Source organism: Methylorubrum thiocyanatum (assembly GCA_014138645.1).
GTDB lineage: Bacteria > Pseudomonadota > Alphaproteobacteria > Rhizobiales > Beijerinckiaceae > Methylobacterium > Methylobacterium thiocyanatum.
In genome coordinates, this window is sequence record JACJIB010000004.1 from 655,809 (window position 1) to 678,043 (window position 22,235).

The window sequence follows — 22,235 nt, forward strand, 5'->3', positions numbered from 1 at the left end:
GCTCCTCTACCCTCGCCCGACGAAGGGCATGCCCGTGGCCATGACGGTCATGAACAGCACGTTGGCCGAGAGCGGCAACCCGGCCATGTAGACGACGGCCTCGGCGACATGCACCGCCTCCATGTACGGTTCGGGCCGGATCGAACCGTCGGCCTGCCGCGCCCCCTGCCCGAAGCTCTGCGTCATCTCGGTCTCGGCATTGCCGACATCGATCTGGCCGCAGGCGATGTCGAAGGGCCGCCCGTCCAGCGCGGTCGCCCGGGTCAGCCCGGTGATGGCGTGCTTGGTGGCGCTGTAGGGCGCCGACATCGGCCGTGGCGCGTGGGCCGCAATCGAGCCGTTGTTGATGATCCGTCCGCCCCGGGGCGACTGCCGGCGCATCATCCCGAAGGCGGCGCGGGTGCAGAGGAAGGCGCCGGTGAGATTGACGTTGACGCTGGCGAGCCAATCCTCGACCGGGATCTCGTCCACCGTGGCCGCGGGGGTGAAGATCCCGGCATTGTTGAACAGCAGGTCGATCCGCCCGAAGCGCGCCCCGACCGCGGCAAACAGGGTCTCGACGGCGCGCGGATCGGACACGTCGGTCGGCACGCATAACGACGCAGCCGGCAGTTCCGCGGCGACCCGCTCCAGCGCCTCCCCTCGCCTTCCGGCGAGTACCAGCTGCCACCCAGCCCCCGCCAACCCGAGCGCCACCGCCCGCCCGATGCCGGATCCCGCCCCGGTCACCACCGCCACCCGATCCGCCATCGCCATCCTGCTCCCTCCCCCGGCCTCGACCTCAGGCCCGGCCCCGTTCCCGTGCAGGGGAAGCGCCGGCCCCCAACCCGCAGGCGCCCGGGCCATCCTTTCGAAAACGCTGACCGGTTCAAGACGGAGGCGCCCAACCCAGTTGCCAGCCCCGTTCGGCCCGTCTAGAGAACCGGCGGCTTTAAGCCGATGGGGCGTCGCCAAGTGGTAAGGCAGCGGTTTTTGGTACCGCCATTCCCAGGTTCGAATCCTGGCGCCCCAGCCAATTTCTCTAAGCCAATCAGCGATTAAGCGGCCCCGACATATCGGACACACCGGAACAAACGGTGTCAGAGCGCTGCACAAGAGTCGGCACAGTCTCGCGCGGGTATGTCGCCGCGCTGATCCGCGGCTGACGCGGTAGGCTGTCGCATGGCTGATTCGAATCCCACCGTCGGCGAACTTTTCAAGGCCAAGGCCGTCACCGACGAGCAGGTGATTGCGGCCGTCGATGCCTACCGCCGGGCCGAGACCGGAGAAGCTGGCACGAAGCCCGCTTCGTCATTTGGGGTTGATAGGGCGATTTCCGCCTCGGCCTGTCGGATGGCAGGAGGCACGTAATCGGGATGGTGGCGCGCACAGTAGCCGTCGCGAACGGCCTCGCGCCCACATCGAACTGTCTCCAATATCTTCTGACGCCTGTGCTTGCACCGGGCCATCACGCGGTCCTCCGGCGCGACTGGCGCTTTGCCAGCATCGCCTCAAGTTTCCGCCTGCCGCTCTCCCACGCGTCATACATGCGGTCTCGCTGAGTCTCGTTGTCGAGATATTCAAAGCTGGCCGCAGCATCCACGTCGCCTGACGTGTCGAGCAGCGCCTTGGCCGTGGCCGCGCTCTCCGCCGACATCCCGAGGTCGATCAGAACCTGCGTCAGCCCGGCGGCGGTGCCTCGGATCTGGCTCAAGCGCTGCTGCGTCTCGGACAGCGTCGGGGGCAGGTCGAGACTGGCCAGCGCCGCCTCCTGCGCCGCAGCGCGGGCGCGCGCGGCTTTGCTCTCAGCCTCGGGCAGCTTCATCGCGTCGGCGACGAACGCCTTCAGGCTCTCGCCCAGCGTCGTCGCCGCTGCAGCGGCCTGGGCGAAGGGGCCGTTCGTGCCGAGGCCTTTACCGACCTCCGTCAGCGTGCCCTCGAACGCGCGGATGAACTGCCAGCGCAGGCGGTCCGCGTACTGCACGAACTCCTGTATGATCTTGTCGACGGTCGCCTGATCGCCGGCCTTCGAGGCGGTGACGTTAGCCTGATAGGCCTGCTGGACGGCGGCATCGATCGACATGCCGACATTGCCGATGGACTCGTCCCGGAACGTCGCGCGGAGCTTCTCGATCTCGGGCTGCGCCTGCCGGTAAGCCTCCTTGTAGGCCTCCAACTGCTCCTTGATCCGCTTCTCGGCTTCCTTCTTCGCCTGGGACTTGCCGAAGATGCCGCCGAGCAGGCCGGCCGCGCCACCGATGAACCCGCCGACCGGGCCGCCCATGGCAAAGCCGGACGCGGCGCCGCCGATCGCTCCCATGAGGGGGCTTTGGCTCTGATAGCCGATGGAGGCACCGACGCCGGCCGACATAAGTCCGGAGCCGAGCTTGGAGGTGGCGAAGCCTCCCGCTGCCTTGCCGTCCGCGCCATGCGCCGGCTTCAGCCACGTGCTGAAAGCGTCGAAGATGCCGCCCTGCGAGCCCTTGTTGACGGCCTTCTCAATCCCGCCGGTGTCGAACAGCTTCCCGAAACCGTCGAGCATGCCGCCGATTCCGCCTGATGCGCCGCCTTCCTTGCCGCTGAGGAGCGGGGTCAGAAAGGTCGTCTCCAGCATGCGAGAGCCGACGCGGCTGAGGCTCTTGGTAAAGCTCGAAAACAGACCATTGAAGCCCTTGTTGCCCGCCGAAAACATCTCGTCGAACACGCCTGAGAAGGCGCAGGACATCTCCTTCGAGAGGTCGTCTGTCTTCGCTTTGACCCCCTCCAACTCCTTGCCATCGAGGTTCAGCTTGATCTGCGTCTCGATGACCGTGACGTAGCGCGGATCGACCGCGGCCAGCTTGTCTCGGTATTTATCGAGCAGGCCTTGCAACTCCTCACCCTTCTTGCGCAGGGCGTCCTCGGGGAAGAGCTTCTTGAAGGCGTCCTCGGCCGCGCTCTTGAGCTTCTCGAACTCCTCCTTGGCCTGCTTGGCGGCATCTGCGGCCTTCTTCGCGCCGTCGGCGGCCTTGTTCAGGCCCGCGCCCGCGCCGCTGGCCGCGTTCTCGGTGTCGCCGTGCTGCTGAGCGAGCTTCCGCGCCTCCTCGCGAGCCTTGCGATAGCCCTCGGTCAGGTCGCCGCATCGCTTCGAGAGTGCGCTGCCAGCCTCGCCGAGGTAGTCGCGGGACATTGCCCCCTTCGGTGCGGTGAGCACGACCTCGTGGCGCCCGTCGGGTCTGTCGAGCACCAGGGCGGGGGCAAAGCCCGCCGCCTGCAATCGGCCGACATTCTCCAGACGTGCCCCCGAGAGCACGATGTGATGCCGCTCGTCTGAGAACGGCGTCAGATAAATGGCACTGTCCCGCCCGGCCGCCTGCTCCAGCGCCGACCAACCGGCGGCAATCCCGGCCATCGGTCGCGGCGTCAGTTGCACCAGCCGGTCGGGAGCCAGCCGATGCCGTCCGTCCTGATCAGGTGACAGCGGCGAGCGATTGCGCTCGGCCACCACCCGATAGCGCGGCAGGTCGAGGCCTTCAGCACGATCCCGTTCACGATGAACACCGCGCCCGAACCCTTTGCAGCGTAGGCGACGCCGTGTTCGGCGAGGCTCGTGTGCAGGTCGGCCCACGATCGGGACAGCGTACGGGCACATTAGCGACCCCGTCGCGCTCATCCGAAGAACGTGCGAGGTTCCTGGTGCCCGCAGGACCGTTCAAGTCGGACAAGCCCATTCGGTCCTTCAGTCGCGTGAGGTTCCTTCGGGCACCCATGGGCTCTCATCGCGCGTGTACTGCCGTCGCCGAGACATACCGCCATTTCTCGGCGGAGGTCGCTCGCGACTGGCGCGGCGCCTGAGTGCCCGTGAGGCGAGGCGGCCTTATCGGGTCGCCCCGTCTCGCCAGCGAAGGGCCTCGATCAGGCTTCGCATCGCCGGGCTAACTTGCCGGTCCGGGTAGTAGAGGTGGCAGCCAGGGAACGGTGGGCACCAAGAATCGAGTACCTGAACCAGCCGGCCGGCCGCGATGTCGTCGGCGACCTCGTCCTCCAGCATGTAGCCGAGCCCGGCCGCGGCCCTGACGGCGGCCGCCGCGAGGTTCCCGTCGTTCGCGATCAACTGCCCGCTGGCGCGGACCCGAACCTCCCGGCCGTCGCGGGCGAACTCCCACGGCAGCAAGCCACCTCCGCCGACCAGGCGGTAGTTCACGCAGCGATGCGCCTCCAAGTCGGCCGGCGTGTCCGGTCGCGGGTGGCGCGCGAAGTAGTCCGGGGTCCCGACCACCACCGTGCGCAGGTCGGGCCCGACGCGCACCGCGACCATGTCCCGCTCGACCGTTTCGCCGAACCGGATGCCGGCGTCGAAGCCCGCCGCCACGATGTCGGTCAGCCGGTCGTCGACGATCACCTCCACCGAGACGGCCGGGTGGTCGATGAGGAAGCGGGGCAGCCTCGGTTCGAGGATGGTCCGCGCAGCATAGGGGAACGTCGTCAGGCGCAAGCTGCCCGACGGCTCGCCCCGCCAGTCGGCCAGCGCGTCGAGGCCCCGGGCAACCTCATCGAGGGCGGGGGCGACGGAGCGCAGCAGCCGCTCGCCGGCAGGGGTCGGGGCGACGCTACGCGTAGTGCGAGCGAGGAGCCGCACACCGTACCGCTCCTCCAGTGCCCGCACGGTGTGGCTGAGGGCGGAGGCCGACAGTCCCATCTCGGCCGCCGCCCGGGTGAAGCTGCGATGGCGCGCCACCGCCGCGAAGGCCGCCAAATCGTCGAGTGTGCCGCGTCTCATTCCTGAGCCATGCTCATAAGCCCTTCCCGTTCATTGTCGCTAATCGCGGTGCCAGTCGCGGATTATCTCTCACCCTTCAACAGAAAGGCGCGACGATGGACCTGACGCAGTATCGGACCTTGGGGCGCTCGGGCTTGGCGGTGAGTCCGCTCGCTCTCGGCACTATGACCTTCGGCGCGGGCCGTTGGGGCTGCGACGTGGCGGCCGCGGGCGCGATCCTCGACCGCTATGTCGAGGCGGGCGGCAACTTCATTGACACGGCGGACGTCTATTCGGGTGGCAGGAGCGAGACGATGCTCGGCGACATGGTCGCGGAGCGCGGGCTGCGCGACCGTCTCGTCATCGCGACGAAGTCCGGCTTTTCCCGCGCGCAGGGCACGCCGCTCGCGGGCGGCAACAGCGCCCGCAACATCCGCACGGGCTTGGAAGGCTCGCTGCGCCGCCTCAAGACCGGCTGGATCGACCTCTACTGGACGCATGTCTGGGACCGGACCACGCCACCCGAGGAGGTGCTGCGCGCCCTGACCGATGCCGTCACGCGCGGCGACATCCTCTACTATGGGTTCTCGAACGCGCCGGCGTGGTACGCGGCGCAGATCGCCACCCTGGCGCGCGCCCACGGCCTGCCGGAGCCGGTCGGCCTGCAATACGCCTACTCGCTGGTCGACCGCGGGGTGGAACTCGACGTGCTGCCCGCCGGCCGGGCGCTCGGCATGGGACTGGTGCCGTGGAGCCCCCTGGCGGCGGGCCTGCTCACAGGCAAGTACGGGCGCGACAAGCTCGCCGAAGCCGGGCCGGCGGGGTCGCTCCCGGACCGCGCGGGCGACGCGGCTGCCGGCGGCAGCGACGGGCGGCTGAACGGCGACAACCCATTCGGCGGCATGCTGTTCACGGAGGCCAACTTCGCGGTGGTGGACGTGCTGCGGGCCGTGGCGCGGGAGAACGGCCGGCCGATGGCACAGGTCGCGCTCGCCTGGGTCGCACGTCGGCCCGGCGTCTCGTCGGTCCTCGTGGGCGCGAGCCGCCCGGAGCAGCTCGTTCAGAACATCGGCGCACTCGACATCACACTGTCCCCCGAGCAGCAGGGCCGCCTGGATGCGGCGGGGCGACCGCCGAGCCTCAACCCCTACTTCATCTTCGACCTGCCGATGCCGACCATCTTCGGGGGACAGGCAGTCGAGGCTTGGCGGGGCTCTCCGGCGTCCTGACGTCCCCGCCATTCCGGAGGGAGCGGGAGCACCCACCCTTTGCAGAAGCTGGGAACCTCCACTTGCGGGCTGGCTGGCGAGGCAGTGATGTACGACCGGAACGGGTGGATTCGATGCAATCCGCTTTCGGGCTCCTGGGTGTTCGCCGACGCCATAGCGTGCGATCAGGTCATCTCCGGGGAGAAGGCGGAGCGCGAACTCGGTTGGCGTCCGTCTCGCCGCTCCATCATCGACGAACTGCGGTCCTACCGGTCGGCATCCGACTGAGGCCGGCCGGTATCCGCCCCAAGCACCTGGCGGCCCCGCCTCGGCGACCTTAAAGCGCGCCCTCGGCGAGCAGCTCGCGGGTACGCTTCAGCGTCGACAGCAGCGCGGCCTTGTAGCCCTTGCTGCCGTCGAACTGCGCCTGCTCGGCCTGCTCCTCGGGACCGCCCGATTCCTTCCCGCGCAGGCCGAGGTAGCAGTAGAACTGAAGCTGCAGCGCGCCCTCCTCGTCCTCGAACAGCTCGTTGACGATGGCCCCTTCCCGCGGGCCGGTGGCCTGGAAGAAGGTCACCTTGGCCCCGGGCTCGAAGGCGATGATCTCGCGCAGGTCGACACCCCCGATGGTGGCCTCGCGCACGAGGTGGGTGGCGCTTTCCTCCACGACGTCGCACCGACTGCAGAGCCCCGGCGGCAGGAACTGGCGCGCGTCGCGGGCCTTGAGGACGAGGCCCGCCCAGGCCTGCGTGCGGGTCAGGGGAGCCTCCCCGTCCGGGTTCACCGGGACGGTTGCGGTCGAGTAGATCATGACGATGGTCCTTCCGATGGAGGTTGAGTGACGCTTGGGCGTCAGGCGGTCGCGATCTCGGCGGCGAGCGCGCGGTAGGTGCGCAGCGGGCGGCCCAGGAGCGAGGTCAGGCGCTCGACGTCGCCGGCCTCCGGGACCATGCCGTCGGTCAGGAAGCGCTCGGCCATCAGGCGCATGTCGTAGGCCATCCAGACCGGCATGAACTGCCGGAGGTTCCGCTCGAACCCGGCGCTGTCGTCGCCGCCATAGGCGACGGGGCGGCCCAGCACCTCCGACCAGATCGCGGCCACGCCCTTGCCCGTCAGCGTCTCGGGCCCGACGACGTTGATCCGGTCCAGGGGAAGCGGCCCGTCGGCCCGCTCCCGGCGGATGAGTTCGAGGGCGGCGACCTCGCCGAGGTCGCGCGCGTCGACCATGGCCAAACCCCTGGCGCCGATGGGCATGGGGTAGACGCCGTGCTGCAGGACGACGTCCTTGACCGTCATCTCGTTGCTCATGAAGTAGGCGGGGCGCAGGATCGTGGCCTCGAAGCCCATCGCCTCGATCATCCGCTCGACGCCGAACTTGCCCCCGAAGTGGGGCACGTTCACGTAGACGTCGCTGTGGATCACCGACAGGTAGACGACCCGCTTGATCCCGGCTTCCCGGGCGACGTTGAGAGCAATCAGCGCCTGGGTGAATTCGTCGGGCACCACGGCGTTGAGCAGGAAGAGTGTGGAGACGCCCTGGAAGGCGCCGCGAAGGGCGTCGACGTCGAGCAGGTCGCCCTGCGCCAGGGCCACGCCGGCCGGAAGTCCCGCCTTGGCCGGATCGCGGACGAGGGCACGCAGGTCGGCGCCGCGCTTCGCGAGATTGTCGACGACATGGCGGCCGATGGTGCCGGTGGCGCCGGTGACGAGGATGGTCATGGGGTTTCTCCGGGTTGCTGCTGTTGACAGGCCGGAAATTAGCGATCCACGTTCTTACCAATAGACGCTATATCTGGACGGTCCGTCTCGCTGGTGGAACGCATGGACCTTCTCGCCCTCGCCGATTTCAACCTCGTTGCCCGCCATGGCGGGTTCGGGCGCGCCGCTCGGGCGGCCGGACGCCCGAAGGCGACGCTGTCGCGCCGGGTCTCGGAACTGGAGGGCGCGCTTGCACTCCGCCTGTTCGAACGCGGCGCCCGCACGCTGACGCTCACCGAGGAGGGGCGGGCCCTCCACGAACGGACGGGGATGCTGCTGGCCGAGCTCGACGAGACCGCGGCAGCCATCGCCTCGGGCGGCGCGAATCCGCGCGGCCGGCTGCGGGTGAGCGCGCCGCTCCTGTTCTCACAGGTGGCCATGGGAAAGCTCGCGGCCGAGTTCGCCGTGAAGCACCCGGAGGTCCGGCTGGAGGTCACGACGGATGACCGGGCCGTCGACATGGTCGAGGAGGGCTACGACGTCGTGATCCGGGTCAACCCGGAGACCGACGAAAGCCTGGTCGGCCGCGTCTTCCTGCGCGACAGGCTGGTCGTCGTGGCCAGTCCAGCCCTCGGGCAGCCTCAGGGCAACCGGCCGGTTCCGGCGGTGGTGCGCGGTTCGAGCGGTGGAGATACCTGGAAGGTGAAGGTGCCGGACGGGAGACCGCGCATCCCGTTCGAGCCCGTCCTCAGGCTGTCGTCGATGATCATGGTGCGCGACGCGGTCCGGGCCGGCGTCGGGGCGGCCTGCCTGCCCGTCTCGCTCGTGAGCCACGACATCGCCGCGGGCAGGCTGGCCCACTGGGGCGACGTCGAGGGGCCCGAGATCGCACTCTGGACGCTCTACCCGTCCCGCCGGCTCCTCAGCGCCCGCGTCTCGGCCTTCCTCGACCACCTGAAGCAGGCGTTCCCGCAGGGCACGCCGGACGAGTTGGCGTCTTACATCGGCACGTGAGTACGGGCCGGCGCCCCGAAGCCTGCGCGTCGTCGAAGGTGCGGCGGGCGTCCTCGATCAGCGGCTCGTGCTCCCTTACCAGCGCGCGAAGCTTTTCGAGGTTGGCAGCCAAGGTGCGCCAGCCGTCTCGCATGCGGAACGGTACGTCTATATTGTACAACTATTCGCCCATTCGCGGACCGCTAGCTTTGGCCACGTGAGAAGCAGCCAGCTTCCCGGAGGCAGCCATGCAAACCGTATCGAGCGAACCCCGACCGAAGATCCTGGTCCTCGGCGCCACCGGCGGGACAGGCCGGCTCATCGTCGCCCAAAGCCTGGCGCGCGGCTACGACGTGACGGCGCTGGTGCGCTCGCCCGGGAAGGCGAAAAGCCTTCCCGGCGCCAAGCTGGTGGTGGGCGACGCCCGTGACCCGAAGGTGCTGCGCGAGGCGCTGAGGGGGCGGGACGCGGTGGTGAGCGCGCTCGGCACGCCGGCAAGCCCGTTCAGGGAGGTGACGCTCCTGTCCGAGGCCACCCGGACCCTGGTCGGCGCCATGAGGGACGAAGGCGTCGCGCGCCTGGTCGCGGTCACCGGGATCGGCGCCGGCGACAGCCGGGGGCATGGCGGCTTCGCCTTCGACAGGCTGATCCTCCCGCTGCTCCTGCGCCATGTCTACGCCGACAAGGACCGCCAGGAGGACATCGTGAGGCAGAGCGGCCTCGACTGGGTTCTCGTCCGTCCCACCGTCCTGAGCAACAAGCCCGGCCGCGGCGCGGTCCGCGCGCTCGTCGACCTCGCCGGCTTCCATGGCGGGAGTATCGCCCGGGAGGACGTCGCACGCTTCGTTCTCGACCAAGTCGAGACCGACGCCTGGATCGGCCGGACGCCCCTAATCACGTGGTGAGCGCCGGCCCATTTCGGTGGGTCGGGGAGTGCCGGTCAGGCGCCCTGGCCGGCCAGCGCCACGGCGTCGGCTCCGGCGGGCAGGCGCATCGGGCAGGCCGGGTCGGTCGCGGCGCGCCAGACCGCCTCCGCCACGTCGACGGAACGCGTCACCTCGTCCGGGGGCTGCTGCTGCCAAGCCGCGAACACCTCCTGCACCAGGCCAGCGTAGGGTTCGGGGAAGCCCGTCGTCATGCGAGCCCGTGCGGTTTGGCCAAACGCGGTTTCAGGCGCCCGCCCGGGGATGACCAGGCGCACCCGCACGCCGAACGGCTCCAACTCCAGGGCCAGGGACTCCGTGAAAGCGTTCACGGCGGCCTTGCTCGCCGTGTAGACGGAGAGCAGGTGCAGCGGCTTCTGCGTGACGCTGGAGGTCACGTTCACGACGACGCCGGCCCGGCGCTCCCGGAACTGTGGCAGCACCGCCTGGGTCATGGCCATCGTACCGAACGTGTTCGTCTCGAAGACCTCGCGTACGACGTCCATGGGCGTGCCTTCGAGGGCGTTAAGCCAGCCGATGCCGGCGTTGTTGACCAGGACGTCGATGGGTCCGGCGCTGTCGACCGCCCGCTGGATGCTCGTCGCATCGGTGACATCGAGGGCGAGGACGCGCAGGCGGTCGGAGGCGGGCAGGTCCACCGCGCGCGGCGTACGCATGGTGGCTACCACGTTCCAGCCCCGGTCGAGGAAAAGGCGGGCGATCTCAAGACCGAACCCGGACGAGCATCCAGTGATCAGGACGGTTTGCATGTCGGCTCCGTCAGGTTGTGACCAGCGATGGATAGATCCGGTCAGCGGGACGATCTACAATTGTGCGTCCTGATCTCATTAGCGACAGTCCGGAAATGTCCGATCCGCTCGCCGACGTCGTCACCCTGCTCCGTCCCAGAGCCGCGTTCTCCAAATCCGTGAGCGCCTCGGGTCCCTGGCGCGTTCGCCGGGTGGAGCACGGTCGTCCGTTCTACTGCGCCGCGCTGGAGGGCTCATGCCGCCTGACGATCCGGGACCGCGATCCGGTAGTCCTGGAGCAGGGGGACTTCCTCCTTGTACCGGCTGCGGACGCGTTCGATATGTCGAGCCTCACGCCCCCGACCGAAGGCTCCGAGACGATGCCGGTCGAGGTGGAGCCCGGCGAGTTCCGGGTCGGGCGGCAGGACGGCCCGGCGGACGTCCGCATGCTCGTGGGCTACTGCACCTTCGGCTCGCCCGACGCAGGCTTGCTGGTGTCGCTCCTGCCCAGCCTCGTCCACGTCCGAGGCGAGACCAGGCTGGCCTCCCTCATGTACCTCGTCGGCGAAGAGGCGCGTCGGCGCAGGCCCGCGCGGGACCTCATCTTGGAGCGGCTTCTGGAGGTCATGCTGATCGAGGCGCTGCGCTCTATGGGCGGCCCCGCGCTGTCACCGGGCCTCCTGCGGGGACTCGGCGACGAACGCTTGGGTGTGGCCTTGCGCAGGATGCACGAGATGCCGACCGCCGCCTGGACCGTTGCAGGGCTGGCGCAGGAGGCGGGGCTCTCGCGCTCCGTGTTTTTCGAGCGCTTCAGGCGCGCAGTCGGTGTCGCGCCGATGGAGTATCTCCTTGCTTGGCGAATGGCCCTGGCGAAGGACCTTCTCCGGCGCGAGGGCGGCGGCATCGCCGAGGTGGCCATGCGAGTGGGTTACGGCTCCGCGAGCACGTTCAGCGTGGCGTTTTCCCGCCATGTGGGCTTGCCGCCGGCGGCGTATGCGCGGGAGCACAGTCAATCGGCTTGACCAGCGCACAACGGCAGGTGCTGGGGCCATCAACGAGGCCTACTGCGCCTTTCCAGTGTCTGGCTGCGAGCGCAACACGATTTCAGCAGACCTCGCCGGTGTCTCGATCCGAGGTATCTCCGAACAGATGCAGGCGTTCCTCAAGGCCTGCCTTCACGTCACCGTGGCGTTCGAAGCGTTGCCCGACACGGCGCGCTTCCTCACGGCTTCGGTTTGGAGCAGTCATGCTCGTGGTTGGCCGCCTCAATCGCCGCTCCGTTGGTCAGTGCCCATGCGCAGAGCGCCTCGAAGGGTTGGCGCAGCGAGTGGCCAAGCGGGGTGATCGCGTACTCGACACCGATTGGTGCGGTCGGCAGCACCGTCCGGGTCACCAGACCGTTGCGCTCCAACCGCTTCAGCGCGTCCGCCAGCGCCTTATGCGTGATGCCATCGAGCCGCCGCTTGATCGCATTGAAACGTGACGGCCGCGGGCAGAGCACCGTGAGGATCAGGATCGTCCACTTGTCGGCGATCTTGTCCAGCACAGGGCGCACCCGCGCCATGTTGGCGAGCGCGCACTCGGACGCAGCATCGAGATCGGTATCGTCGGCCATATCTAGGCTACTCTAAGTGCGTTCTTGATAGCAGATATACGTTGTGTATCCCCTGCGCCCTCGCAGATGAAGGGATTCCGAAATGGCTCGCATGGTGGACAAGGTTGCTCTCGTGGTCGGCGGAGCAAAGGGCATCGGCCTTGCGGTCGCCGAGCGACTGGCGATCGAGGGCGCTTCGGTCGTGCTCACCGGGCGGCGCGCCGACGATGTCGAGGCCGCCGCTGCAAGGATCGGGCGCGGTGCACGAGGTCTCGTCGCCGACGCAGCCCTACGGGAAGATTTGCACCGGGTCGTGGAGACGGTGCGGGAGACGCATGGCCGGATCGACGCGCTGGTCCTCAACGCGGGCATCTCGGAACCGGCAACCCTGCGCGCCTCGACGCCCGAGCATTTCGACCGGCACTTTGCAGTCAACGTCCGTGGGGCCGTCTTCGGGTTGCAGGCGGCGCTGAGCGCGATGGGGCGGGGTGGGTCGGTCGTGCTGATGGGATCAATCGCCGATGCCGCAGGCCTCACGCCCTACGGGACTTACTGTGCGACGAAAGCGGCACTGCGCTCCTATGCGCGCACGTGGACAGCGGAACTGGCCCCGCAGGGTATCCGTGTGAACGTGGTGGCCCCCGGCCCAACCGACACCGCCATGATGGCGAGCGTGCCTGAGGAGGGGCGGGCCGCACTAATCGCGCCGATCCCACTGGGCCGCATGGCGCGTCCCGAGGAGGTGGCGGCGGCCACGCTGTTCCTCCTAAGCGACGAGGCGAGCTTCGTCGCAGGTGCCGAACTGTGCGTCGATGGCGGGATGCGACAGGTATAGTTTCTGAATAGCAGTTTCAGCGTGTCCGCTTCGGCCGGTTTGCCCGAAGCGGAGGATGCTGTGGCCGCCGGAGCGATCATTTCACCTCAATGGCAGCCATCGGGCTCTAAGCGGGCATTCGCGTGGTTGCAATTGAAGGTCCACTGATGGTGGATTTTGTCGAAAACTCGGGACCGGCCCGAAGCGGCACCGAAAGCTGCGCTTGTCGTAGAAAGTTCTACTTCCGCATCATACAGAAGGCGCCGCTGTCGCGGGGTCGCACTACAGGATAGAGGCAAAAACTCTGCAGCGCCCTGCCTTGAGCGATGCTCAAGGCGCTGCCTCTGCGTTTTCAACGAAATCGGCGCCTTGCTGACCTCGCTCTATGTCCGAATCCTTCAGTCCTGGCCGATCCGCTCAATCAGCACGGCTCAAAGCCGGTCGGTCACGGCATTACGCTCGTCGGGTCGGGCGGCACCAGGAAGAAGTACATTTCCACTTCTTATTCGAGTAATATCGTCTCATAGGCATTGCTGAGCAGACTACGAAGAACTTCGATCAATTCAGCCGCGCGATACGGCTTCTGCAGCAATGAGAATCCGTTCGTGTCCTGATCTTCCCGAAGGTAGCCAGAAGACAATAAGATTGGCATGTCTGGCCATCGCTGGCGGATGATGTGACCAAGCTCAATGCCGCTCATCGTGCCGGGCATATTCACGTCGCTGAAGACGAGGACAATATTCGCCTCTGCTTGCAGGAGCCGGAGGGCCTCGTCGACGTCCTGCGCACTGAATACCGTGAATTCGAGCGCTTCGAAAGTCGATATTACGGTGGAGCGAACATCAGCGTCGTCCTCGACGACGAGCACGCCTCTCCCTGCACCATTCATCGGGTTCAGCGCTCCAGGGGCGTCCCCTGGATCGAGTTCGTTAGACGAAAAACTCTGCCCGGCAATGCCCGGCAACGTGATAACGAACCGGGTGCCTTGGTCCGGATTGCTGTCAACGGCGATCGTGCCACCGCTCTGCTGTACGAAACCATAGACCATGCTCAGACCAAGCCCGGTGCCTTTACCGGCCTCTTTTGTCGTAAAGAAGGGTTCGAATACACGGGCGAGGACCGCTGGAGACATCCCTGTGCCCGAGTCGGTGACCGTGATCTCTACTGAGTGCACTTGCTCGGACCCCTCCTGCGCGACCGCCTCATGACGCTTGATGCGAATGCCCAAAGCTCCCCCGTCCGGCATCGCGTCCCGCGCATTCACAGCGAGGTTGATGAGAGCGGCCTCGAACTGAGCGTGATCCACGCAGACTTCCGGCAGTCCATCCTCAAGGTCGGCGGAGATCGCAATCCGCTCCCCAAGAGTGCGTTCCAGGAGCTTGATCAGGCCAGGTATGAAGCTCGTGAAGTCCAGCGCTCTCGGCTGGAGAGGAGAGCGCCGGGAGAAGGCCAGCAGTCGGCTGGTAAGTTCAGCGCAGCGGTGGGCTCCCTCAATGGCGCTCTCGACGCGGCGGAGCGCTTTCTCGTTGCCCAGCAACGAGCTCTTCACCAAGTCAAGGTTGCCGATCACAATGCTCAGCATGTTGTTGAAGTCGTGCGCGATTCCGCCTGTCAGACGGCCAACCGCTTCAAGCTTTGAGGCATGCTGCAAGCTGAGTTCAAGCTCCTTGCGCTCTGTTACGTCGAACCACATCCCAAACAGTTCGACTGGCGTTCCGTTTTCATGACCGTTGATCACGATCTGATCGAGGATGTGCCGCTCCCTGCCGTCTGCGTTGCGCCATCGATATTCGAGAGTTACCGCGCCAGCTTCCAAGACCGTGCTCAACTCCGCAGAGATCCTGTCGCTGTCATCCGGTTCAAGCTGTCTTCCCCAGAGGTTTGAGTCAGCAAAGGCCTCGCGCGAGAAGCCGGTGATGCGCTCAATGCTGTCATTCGTGAATTGAAGTCGTCGATCGTCTCCACTGAACGGCGAGGTGTAAAGAGCAATGGGCAGGCCGCGCAGGACAGCGGCCTGATGTTCCTCTCGCCGGCGCAGAGCCTGCTCAGCTGCAAGCTTCTCGCCACGTACGCGCAGGTTTTCCAGGAGCAGCTGCTTCTCGGCCTCCGCCTTGCGCTGGATCTCCGCGGTCTTCAGGTATAGGTCGACGAAGACATCGACCTTCGATTTGAGAACGAGTGGTTGGATCGGCTTGAACACGTAGTCCACCGCTCCGGCGGAGTATCCGCGGAAGATGTGGATGTCCTCCTTGTTGTGAGCCGTGAGGAACAGGATCGGGACACGGGACGTGCGCGAGCGGCTTCGGATCAAGGAGGCGACCTCGTAGCCGTCCATGCGCGGCATCTGCACGTCGAGCAGGATCAGGGCGAAATCCTCCCGGAGCGCCTGCCTCAGGGCTTCTTCCGGCGAGTTCGCCAGCACGAGGTCGATCGCCGGATCGGCGAGGACCTCGGAGGCGGCGAGGAGATTGCGCTGATCATCATCGACGATCAGGATCTTGGCCCGAACCGGATTGAGCTCAAGGCGAGCGCTCAGCTCCTCGGCGGAGCTGCCGGTCCGGGTTGGAAGGAGACTCAGCCCGTCCTTCATTGTGGTTGCCGATCGAGAGTCGTCGCGTCTCCGAGCATGGGCGCGGCGCCATGTGCGACCTCGCCACGCCGGGCCAACTGCACCCGCAGCACCGCGAGGAGCTGATCCAGGTCGATCGGCTTTGAGACGTAATCAGACGCGCCCGCCTCGAGGCACTTCTCGCGGTCGCCCTTCATGGCCTTCGCGGTGACCGCGACGAGCGGCAGGCTTTGGAAGGCGGACTCAGCCCGGATCGCGCGCATCGTCTCGTAGCCGTCCATCCCGGGCATCATGATATCGACCAGCATCGCATCGACGTTCGGGTTGGACTTGAGGAGGGCGATGCCGTCCTGCCCGTTCTCGGCAAACAAGACTTCCAGTCCGTGCTGCTCGAGGGCGCTTGTGAGCGAGAAGATGTTGCGCAGATCGTCATCGACCAGGATGACCCGGCAGCCCTGAAGCGACACCGCGTCCTTCCGCTCGACAAGGATCTGCTCCTCGACTGGAAGACGATTGATAGCGCGGTGCAGGAACAGCGCAGTCTCGTCGAGAAGACGCTCGGACGAGCGCGTGTCCTTGAGGATAATCGTTGAGGCGGTGTGCCTCAGCTGCTGCTCCTCGGCGGCCGTCAGCTCCCGACCCGTATACACAATGATTGGCAACTCCTCCCCGTCCTGGGAGGCGCGGATCTGCTCGATCAGCTCGGAACCGCTGATATCGGGCAGGCCGAGATCGATGATCGCGCAGTCGAACCGGCCGCCTGTCAGGGCTTCCAAAGCGGCGGAGGCCGTGCCGACCCCGAAGATCTTGACGTCCTCTTCGCTCAGGAGCGCTGTGATGCTGGCGCGCTGGTTCTCGTCGTCTTCGACGAGCAGGAGGTTGCGCACGGGCCGCGTGATGAACTCCTTGGAGCGCTCCAAGGCGCGCATCAATCCCTCGCGCTCGACCGGCTTCTCCAGAAACCCGAATGCGCCCGCGCGAAGGCCGCGCTTCTTCTCGTCGTTGACTGAGATCACATGGATCGGGATGTGCCGGGTGCGGGGATCGTTCTTCAGGAGGTCGAGCAGCGCCCAGCCGTCCATGTCGGGCAGGCCGATGTCGAGGGTGATGGCGTGCGGCTTGAAGCGGTGCGCGAGGCTCAGCGCGCCGGCCCCGTCCTGCGCGATCAAACCCTTGAAGCCACGCTCGCGCGCGAGTTCCAGAAGCACCGAGGCGAACATGGCATCGTCCTCCACGATGAGCACGATGTGGTCGCCCGGGTGGATCGCGTGGCGGTCGTCCGCGGAGGACGAGAGCGCCATGGCGGCGTTCGGCTGGCGGCCGATCAACGCCGACGGCGCGTATCCGTCCGATGCCTCCGCAGCGCGTCCGGTGAGCACCTGCGCGGGCGGTTCGAAGGGCAAGAACAGCGTGAAGGTGCTGCCCGTACCGACGCGGCTCTCGACCACGATCTCGCCGCCCAGCAGGCGCGCGATCTCGCGGCTGATCGCGAGGCCGAGGCCCGTGCCGCCGTACTTGCGGCTCGTGGTCCCATCAGCCTGCTGGAACGCCTCGAAGATGATCCGCTGCTTGTCCTCGGCGATGCCGATCCCGGTATCGGTGACGGACATGGCGATCCATTGGGTCCCGGCACGCAGGGGCGAGCCCTCTGCCGAACCGATCCTGAGGGATACGCTCCCCTTCTCAGTGAACTTGAAGGCGTTGGAGAGAAGGTTGCGCAGGACCTGCTGCAGGCGCTTCGAATCCGTCCGCAGGGAGCGCGGCAGGCCCGGATCGACCTCGATGACAAAGGCGAGGTGGCGCTCCTCGGCGAGCTGTCGGAAGGTCCTGTTGAGGTTCTCACCGATGTCCTGCAGTGTGACGTCGCCGATCTCAAGCGAAACCGTGCCCGACTCGATCTTGGAGAGATCGAGGATGTCGTTGATGAGTGACAGGAGGTCGGTCCCGGCCGCGTTGATCGTCTTGGCGAACTCCCGCTGTTTGTCGGTGAGGTTCCCGTCGCGATTCTCGGATAGAAGTTTGGAGAGAATCAGCAGACTGTTGAGCGGCGTGCGCAGCTCGTGGCTCATATTGGCCAAAAACTGCGACTTGTAGCGCGAGGTCAGGCTCAGCTGCTCGGCCTTCTCCTCCAGCGCCGTCTTGGCGATCGAGACCTCGCGGTTCTTGCCCTCGACTTCACGCTTCTGGATCTCAAGAAGCCGCGCCTTCTCCTCCAGCTCTTCGTTGGTCTGCTGCAGCCGCTCCCGCTGGCTCTTCAGGAGATCCTCGGATTGCTGCAGCGAGGCGGCCTGCAGCTCCAGGCGATCATTCGTCTTCTTCAGCTCCTCCTGGCGGCTTTGCAACTCGCCGGTCAGGAGCTGCGACTGCTTCAGGAGGCCTTCCGTCCTCATGTTGGCAGCGATCGTGTTGAGCACGATCCCGATCGACTCGGTCAGCTGATCGAGGAATGACTGGTGGGTCTCGCTGAAGCGGTTGAACGACGCCAACTCGATGACCGCTCGGACGTCCTGCTCGAAGAGGACGGGCAGCACGATGATGTTGAGGGGCGGCGCCTCGCCGAGAGCCGAGCCGATGGTGATATAGTCGCCGGGCACGTGGGTGAGGAGGATGCGCTTCTTCTCGAAGGCGCATTGGCCGACGAGGCCCTGGCGCAGGCGGTAGCGGTTCGAGAGGTTCTTGCGCTCCGTGAAGGCGTAACTCGCCATCAGGTCGAGAACCGGCTCTCCGCCCTCGTCCTCCACCATGTAAAACACGCCGCGCTGCGCGTTCACGAGCGATGCAATCTCGGACAGGATCAGGTTCGAGACCGTGGCAAGGTCGCGCTCGCCCTGCAGCATGCGGGTGAACTTGGCGAGGTTGGTCTTTAGCCAATCCTGCTCGGCGTTCTTGAGCGTCGTGTCCCGCAGATTGCGGATCATCTCGTTGATGTTGTCCTTCAGCGAGGCGACCTCGCCGGAGGCCTCGACCGAGATCGAGCGCGCGAGGTCCCCCTTCGTCACGGCGGTCGCCACCTCGGCGATGGCGCGCACCTGGGTCGTAAGATTCGCCGCGAGCTGGTTCACGTTGTCCGTCAGATCACGCCAGAGACCCGCCGCGCCCGGCACCCGCGCCTGGCCGCCCAGCTTGCCTTCGACGCCCACCTCGCGCGCCACGTTGGTCACCTGGTCGGCAAAGGTGGCGAGCGTCTCGATCATCTCGTTGACGGTGTCAGCCAGCGCCGCGATCTCGCCCTTGGCGTCGACCGAAAGTTTCCGCTTGAGGTCGCCCTGTGCCACCGCCGTGACGACGTCCGCGATGCCGCGCACCTGACCGGTGAGGTTGGCCGCCATCATGTTCACGTTGTCGGTCAGATCTTTCCAGGTGCCGCCGACACCACGGACCTGCGCTTGGCCACCGAGCTTGCCCTCCGAACCGACCTCACGGGCCACGCGGGTCACCTCCGAGGCGAAGGAGTTCAGCTGGTCCACCATCGTGTTGATGGTCGACTTGAGCTCCAAGATCTCGCCCTTCACGTCGACCGTGATTTTTTTGGACAGATCGCCGTTGGCGACCGCCGTCGTCACGTCGGCGATGTTGCGCACCTGACCCGTGAGGTTGGCCGCCATCATGTTGACGTTGTCGGTCAGGTCCTTCCAGGTTCCGCCGACGCCGCGCACTTGCGCTTGGCCGCCGAGCTTGCCTTCGATACCCACCTCGCGCGCGACGCGGACCACCTCCGAGGCGAAGGAGTTCAGCTGGTCCACCATCGTGTTGATGGTCGATTTGAGCTCCAAAATTTCACCTTCAACGGCCACCGTGATCTTCTTGGACAGGTCGCCGTTTGCGACCGCCGTCGTCACTTCGGCGATGTTGCGCACCTGACCGGTGAGGTTGGCCGCCATCATGTTCACGTTGTCGGTCAGGCCCTTCCAGACGCCGCCAACGCCTTTGACCTGCGCCTGTCCGCCGAGCTTGCCCTCCGTGCCGACCTCGCGGGCGACGCGGGTCACCTCCGAGGCGAAGGAATTGAGCTGGTCCACCATCGTGTTGATGGTCGACTTGAGCTCCAGGATCTCGCCCTTCACGTCGACCGTGATTTTTTTGGACAGATCACCGTTGGCGACCGCCGTCGTCACGTCGGCGATGTTGCGCACCTGCCCCGTGAGGTTGGCCGCCATCAGGTTCACGTTGTCGGTGAGGTCGGCCCAGGTGCCGGCCACGCCTTCGACGCGGGCTTGACCGCCGAGCTTGCCTTCCGAACCCACTTCCTTCGCGACGCGGGTCACCTCGGAGGCGAAGGAGTTCAGTTGGTCCACCATCGTGTTGATGGTGTTCTTGAGTTCCAGGATCTCGCCGCGCACGTCGACAGTGATCTTCTTGGAGAGATCGCCGTTAGCGACCGCCGTGGTCACGTCGGCAATGTTGCGCACCTGCCCCGTCAAGTTTGCGGCCATCAGGTTCACGTTGTCGGTGAGGTCGGCCCAGGTTCCGGCGACACCACGAACCTGCGCCTGCCCGCCGAGCTTGCCTTCCGAGCCGACCTCGCGGGCGACGCGCGTCACCTCAGAGGCGAACGAGTTCAGCTGGTCCACCATCGTGTTGATGGTGTTCTTGAGCTCCAGGATCTCGCCGCGCACGTCGACGGTGATCTTCTTGGAGAGATCGCCATTGGCCACCGCGGTGGTGACTTCGGCGATGTTACGCACCTGACCCGTCAGGTTGGCCGCCATCATGTTGACGTTGTCGGTCAGGTCCTTCCAGGTCCCGCCCACGCCCTCGACCTGGGCCTGTCCGCCGAGCTTGCCTTCCGTGCCGACCTCGCGGGCGACGCGCGTCACCTCCGAGGCAAAGGAGTTCAGCTGGTCCACCATCGTGTTGATGGTCAGCTTCAAGGCAAGAATCTCGCCCTTCACATCGACGGTAATCTTCTTGGAGAGATCACCCCGCGCGACCGCGGTCGTGACCTCGGCGATGTTGCGAACCTGCCCGGTGAGGTTCTCCGCCATCATGTTGACGTTGTCGGTCAGGTCCTTCCAGACGCCGCCGACGCCCTTGACCTGCGCCTGTCCGCCAAGCTTGCCCTCCGATCCCACCTCCTTGGCGACGCGGGTCACCTCCGAAGCGAAGGAATTGAGCTGGTCCACCATCGTGTTGATGGTCGATTTCAGGTCGAGGATCTCTCCCTTCACGTCGACGGTGATCTTCTTGGACAAGTCGCCGTTGGCCACCGCGGTGGTGACTTCGGCGATGTTGCGCACTTGGCCCGTGAGGTTGGCCGCCATCAGGTTCACGTTGTCGGTCAGGTCCTTCCAGGTTCCGCCGACACCCTTGACCTGCGCCTGTCCGCCGAGCTTGCCCTCCGAGCCGACCTCGCGGGCGACGCGCGTCACCTCCGAGGCGAAGGAGTTCAGCTGGTCCACCATCGTGTTGACGACCTTGCCGATCCGAAGGAACTCGCCGCGCAGGGGGCGACCCTCGATCTCGATCTGCATGGTCTGGCCGAGGTCGCCCTTGGCGACGGCCCCGATGACGCGCGCCACCTCGGTGGTGGGCTGAACCAGGTCGCCGATCATCGTGTTGACCGACTCGACGCAATCGTTCCACCCACCGGTCGCGGTCGGAAGCTTTCCGCGCTCGCCGATGCGCCCGTCCTTGCCGACCGCGCGGGCAACCCTATCGAGTTCACGAGCGAGCCCTTGGTTGAGTTCGACGATGTCGTTGAACGCTTGCGCGATCTCCCCCTCGATGCCCGTCAAATCCAGCGGCAGCCGAGTCGAGAAGTCACCCTTCCGAAACGCACGCAGGCTCTTCAGGAGGAGCTTCGGCTCCAACTGCAACGTAGTCGGCGTCATTCGGGTACACCCTTAGGGTAGATGATACAGCCCAGCGAGGCATTGTTTGGATCGTCGGCGGCTGTGAGAAACCACTGGCGAGGAAGAACGGCAATAGGTCGCAACGCAAATATTTGCTCAATCCTTCGGTCCGCGGAACGGCCCAGCAATTTGCTCTTTCTGATACGTGGCTGCCGGCTGAGAATCGGCACGGTTGTCGCGGCGCAGATCGTTATTTTTTCGTTTCGCGGCGCGCTCTGCTGTGACGGCCAGCAAGCTAGAGTCTGTTATGGCCTTGCTGGCTGGGAGGTTCAGATGATGGGTATGAGCCTGTCCGGGAAAGCCTGTCCGGCTAATGTATCCGATACTGCCCTGCAGCAACCTATGTTGCCGTTGGAGAAATAGGCATTCCGTGCATCAAGGATCGATCTTGTATCAGCAGCGGACTATCTGCCAGTCGCAGGCGAAGGTCCGCTGATGGCGGATTTTGTTGAAAAACTCGGGACCGGCCCGAAGCGGCACCGAAAGCTGCGCTTGTCGTAGAAAGTTTTACTTCCGCCTCATACAGAAGGTGCCGCTGTCGCGGGGATTGCGCTACAGGATAGGGACAAAAATTCTGCAGCGCCCTGCCTTGAGCGATGCTCAAGGCACTGCCTCTGCGTTTTTCAACGAAATTGGCGCTATGTGGACCTACCACTAGTCCTTGCCGGTTGTGGAATGCTTCAAACGCAGCGTTGACCAAGGTCCACTCTGATGGTCCATTCCTCAGGTCCGATGCCGCTTAAGACGGGTGATCGAGGTTCTAACCCCTTGATGTCGTACCCCTTCGGTTTTGGCTGAGAATCCTGGCGCTTCAGCCAACTCTCCCTAGGGAAACCGGCACTTAGCGGCTCGGACTTCTCGGACAGAAAAGAACAGACGTCGGACGACGCCGGCACAAGAGTCGGCACAGTCGTCGGCGGACGTATCAATTCGTTCCCTCACGCGGATGTGAGGGCCGGTGCATGATCGAAGCTCCTGCGATTGGCCCGCTTGGCTGGCGGCTCCAGCGGCTCTTCACACGCCGTGACCTTGCCCCCTGGTCTGCCCTCATTCTGAAGCTAGGGTCCGTCGAGCAGGAGACGGACGATGAAGAAGAGCGATTCAGCGAAGAGCAGATC

Annotated in this window: 17 protein-coding genes and 1 tRNA gene; 7 read left to right on the top strand and 11 right to left on the bottom strand. The window is 65.9% G+C overall.

What is annotated here, in order from left to right; translation table 11 throughout:
* Nucleotides 1-6: 6 nt before the first annotated feature.
* On the bottom strand, nucleotides 7-756 hold the full coding sequence (locus HNR51_RS14325; RefSeq protein WP_210280012.1) for an SDR family oxidoreductase: 750 nt from the start codon (nucleotides 754-756) through the stop codon (nucleotides 7-9).
* A 184-nt stretch (nucleotides 757-940) separates the two neighbouring features.
* Between HNR51_RS14325 and HNR51_RS14330 the strand changes: the two genes are divergently transcribed.
* A tRNA-Gln gene (locus HNR51_RS14330) sits at nucleotides 941-1,015 on the top strand.
* 146 nt (nucleotides 1,016-1,161) lie between these two features.
* A complete protein-coding gene (locus tag HNR51_RS14335) occupies nucleotides 1,162-1,350 on the top strand; it encodes a hypothetical protein (RefSeq protein WP_182555374.1) in 189 nt (62 codons plus the stop codon).
* A gap of 97 nt (nucleotides 1,351-1,447) precedes the next feature.
* On the opposite strand, the gene HNR51_RS14340 is transcribed toward HNR51_RS14335, so the two are convergent.
* From HNR51_RS14340 to HNR51_RS14345, 3 genes are all read right to left on the bottom strand, one after another.
* Entirely contained in the window at nucleotides 1,448-3,463 is a 2,016-nt protein-coding gene (locus tag HNR51_RS14340; protein WP_182555334.1) for a hypothetical protein, read from the bottom strand.
* Nucleotides 3,382-3,597 (bottom strand): hypothetical protein, encoded by a 216-nt coding sequence (locus HNR51_RS27010; RefSeq protein ID WP_373325223.1) that lies wholly within the window; start codon nucleotides 3,595-3,597, stop codon nucleotides 3,382-3,384. Before HNR51_RS27010 ends, HNR51_RS14340 begins: the two co-directional genes overlap by 82 nt.
* 238 nt (nucleotides 3,598-3,835) lie before the next feature.
* Complete coding sequence (locus tag HNR51_RS14345; RefSeq protein ID WP_182555335.1) at nucleotides 3,836-4,738, bottom strand: LysR family transcriptional regulator; 903 nt, start codon at nucleotides 4,736-4,738, stop codon at nucleotides 3,836-3,838.
* 95 nt (nucleotides 4,739-4,833) lie between these two features.
* Here HNR51_RS14345 and HNR51_RS14350 point away from each other — a divergent pair, with 95 nt between their 5' ends.
* Nucleotides 4,834-5,946 carry an aldo/keto reductase gene (locus HNR51_RS14350; RefSeq protein ID WP_182555336.1) on the top strand — a complete coding sequence of 371 codons (1,113 nt, stop codon included), beginning with the start codon at nucleotides 4,834-4,836 and terminating at the stop codon, nucleotides 5,944-5,946.
* A 316-nt stretch (nucleotides 5,947-6,262) separates the two neighbouring features.
* Here HNR51_RS14350 and HNR51_RS14355 read toward each other — a convergent pair whose 3' ends face one another.
* Together HNR51_RS14355 and HNR51_RS14360 are read right to left on the bottom strand one after the other, a co-directional pair.
* Nucleotides 6,263-6,736, bottom strand: a complete 474-nt coding sequence (locus tag HNR51_RS14355) for an SRPBCC family protein (protein ID WP_182555337.1) — start codon at nucleotides 6,734-6,736, stop codon at nucleotides 6,263-6,265.
* Between the two features lie 41 nt (nucleotides 6,737-6,777).
* Complete coding sequence (locus HNR51_RS14360) at nucleotides 6,778-7,644, bottom strand: SDR family oxidoreductase (RefSeq protein WP_182555338.1); 867 nt, start codon at nucleotides 7,642-7,644, stop codon at nucleotides 6,778-6,780.
* 102 nt (nucleotides 7,645-7,746) lie between these two features.
* On the opposite strand from HNR51_RS14360, the gene HNR51_RS14365 reads away from it, so the two are divergent.
* Together HNR51_RS14365 and HNR51_RS14370 are read left to right on the top strand one after the other, a co-directional pair.
* Nucleotides 7,747-8,637, top strand: coding sequence for a LysR family transcriptional regulator (locus HNR51_RS14365; RefSeq protein ID WP_182555339.1), 891 nt, complete (start codon nucleotides 7,747-7,749; stop codon nucleotides 8,635-8,637).
* Between the two features lie 227 nt (nucleotides 8,638-8,864).
* On the top strand, nucleotides 8,865-9,521 hold the full coding sequence (locus tag HNR51_RS14370; RefSeq protein ID WP_182555340.1) for an NAD(P)-dependent oxidoreductase: 657 nt from the start codon (nucleotides 8,865-8,867) through the stop codon (nucleotides 9,519-9,521).
* Nucleotides 9,522-9,556: 35 nt separating this feature from the next.
* Here the strand turns inward: HNR51_RS14370 and HNR51_RS14375 are convergent, their stop codons facing one another.
* Complete coding sequence (locus tag HNR51_RS14375; protein ID WP_182555341.1) at nucleotides 9,557-10,309, bottom strand: SDR family oxidoreductase; 753 nt, start codon at nucleotides 10,307-10,309, stop codon at nucleotides 9,557-9,559.
* Nucleotides 10,310-10,404: 95 nt separating this feature from the next.
* On the opposite strand from HNR51_RS14375, the gene HNR51_RS14380 reads away from it, so the two are divergent.
* Nucleotides 10,405-11,310, top strand: a complete 906-nt coding sequence (locus HNR51_RS14380; RefSeq protein ID WP_182555342.1) for a helix-turn-helix transcriptional regulator — start codon at nucleotides 10,405-10,407, stop codon at nucleotides 11,308-11,310.
* Nucleotides 11,311-11,510: 200 nt separating this feature from the next.
* Here HNR51_RS14380 and HNR51_RS14385 read toward each other — a convergent pair whose 3' ends face one another.
* Nucleotides 11,511-11,903 carry a winged helix-turn-helix transcriptional regulator gene (locus tag HNR51_RS14385; RefSeq protein ID WP_182555343.1) on the bottom strand — a complete coding sequence of 131 codons (393 nt, stop codon included), beginning with the start codon at nucleotides 11,901-11,903 and terminating at the stop codon, nucleotides 11,511-11,513.
* Between the two features lie 82 nt (nucleotides 11,904-11,985).
* Between HNR51_RS14385 and HNR51_RS14390 the strand changes: the two genes are divergently transcribed.
* Nucleotides 11,986-12,717, top strand: a complete 732-nt coding sequence (locus HNR51_RS14390; protein ID WP_182555344.1) for an SDR family NAD(P)-dependent oxidoreductase — start codon at nucleotides 11,986-11,988, stop codon at nucleotides 12,715-12,717.
* A 481-nt stretch (nucleotides 12,718-13,198) separates the two neighbouring features.
* Here the strand turns inward: HNR51_RS14390 and HNR51_RS14395 are convergent, their stop codons facing one another.
* From HNR51_RS14395 to HNR51_RS14405, 3 genes are all read right to left on the bottom strand, one after another.
* The gene (locus HNR51_RS14395) at nucleotides 13,199-15,286 is read right to left on the bottom strand and encodes a response regulator (protein WP_182555345.1); all 2,088 of its coding nucleotides are present in this window, start codon (nucleotides 15,284-15,286) and stop codon (nucleotides 13,199-13,201) included.
* Nucleotides 15,283-21,096, bottom strand: a complete 5,814-nt coding sequence (locus HNR51_RS14400; protein WP_182555346.1) for a HAMP domain-containing protein — start codon at nucleotides 21,094-21,096, stop codon at nucleotides 15,283-15,285. Before HNR51_RS14400 ends, HNR51_RS14395 begins: the two co-directional genes overlap by 4 nt.
* 117 nt (nucleotides 21,097-21,213) lie before the next feature.
* Complete coding sequence (locus HNR51_RS14405) at nucleotides 21,214-21,351, bottom strand: hypothetical protein (protein ID WP_182555347.1); 138 nt, start codon at nucleotides 21,349-21,351, stop codon at nucleotides 21,214-21,216.
* Nucleotides 21,352-22,235 lie beyond the last annotated feature (884 nt).

Excerpts from the sequence above, each read along its gene's own strand:
- HNR51_RS14325 (WP_210280012.1), bottom strand. The coding sequence starts at position 756 with ATGGCGATGGCGGATCGGGTGGCGGTGGTGACCGGGGCGGGATCCGGC.
- HNR51_RS14335 (WP_182555374.1), top strand. The coding sequence starts at position 1,162 with ATGGCTGATTCGAATCCCACCGTCGGCGAACTTTTCAAGGCCAAGGCC.
- HNR51_RS14345 (WP_182555335.1), bottom strand. The coding sequence starts at position 4,738 with ATGAGACGCGGCACACTCGACGATTTGGCGGCCTTCGCGGCGGTGGCG.
- HNR51_RS14350 (WP_182555336.1), top strand. The coding sequence starts at position 4,834 with ATGGACCTGACGCAGTATCGGACCTTGGGGCGCTCGGGCTTGGCGGTG.
- HNR51_RS14355 (WP_182555337.1), bottom strand. The coding sequence starts at position 6,736 with ATGATCTACTCGACCGCAACCGTCCCGGTGAACCCGGACGGGGAGGCT.
- HNR51_RS14360 (WP_182555338.1), bottom strand. The coding sequence starts at position 7,644 with ATGACCATCCTCGTCACCGGCGCCACCGGCACCATCGGCCGCCATGTC.
- HNR51_RS14365 (WP_182555339.1), top strand. The coding sequence starts at position 7,747 with ATGGACCTTCTCGCCCTCGCCGATTTCAACCTCGTTGCCCGCCATGGC.
- HNR51_RS14370 (WP_182555340.1), top strand. The coding sequence starts at position 8,865 with ATGCAAACCGTATCGAGCGAACCCCGACCGAAGATCCTGGTCCTCGGC.
- HNR51_RS14375 (WP_182555341.1), bottom strand. The coding sequence starts at position 10,309 with ATGCAAACCGTCCTGATCACTGGATGCTCGTCCGGGTTCGGTCTTGAG.
- HNR51_RS14380 (WP_182555342.1), top strand. The coding sequence starts at position 10,405 with ATGTCCGATCCGCTCGCCGACGTCGTCACCCTGCTCCGTCCCAGAGCC.
- HNR51_RS14385 (WP_182555343.1), bottom strand. The coding sequence starts at position 11,903 with ATGGCCGACGATACCGATCTCGATGCTGCGTCCGAGTGCGCGCTCGCC.
- HNR51_RS14390 (WP_182555344.1), top strand. The coding sequence starts at position 11,986 with ATGGCTCGCATGGTGGACAAGGTTGCTCTCGTGGTCGGCGGAGCAAAG.
- HNR51_RS14395 (WP_182555345.1), bottom strand. The coding sequence starts at position 15,286 with ATGAAGGACGGGCTGAGTCTCCTTCCAACCCGGACCGGCAGCTCCGCC.
- HNR51_RS14400 (WP_182555346.1), bottom strand. The coding sequence starts at position 21,096 with ATGACGCCGACTACGTTGCAGTTGGAGCCGAAGCTCCTCCTGAAGAGC.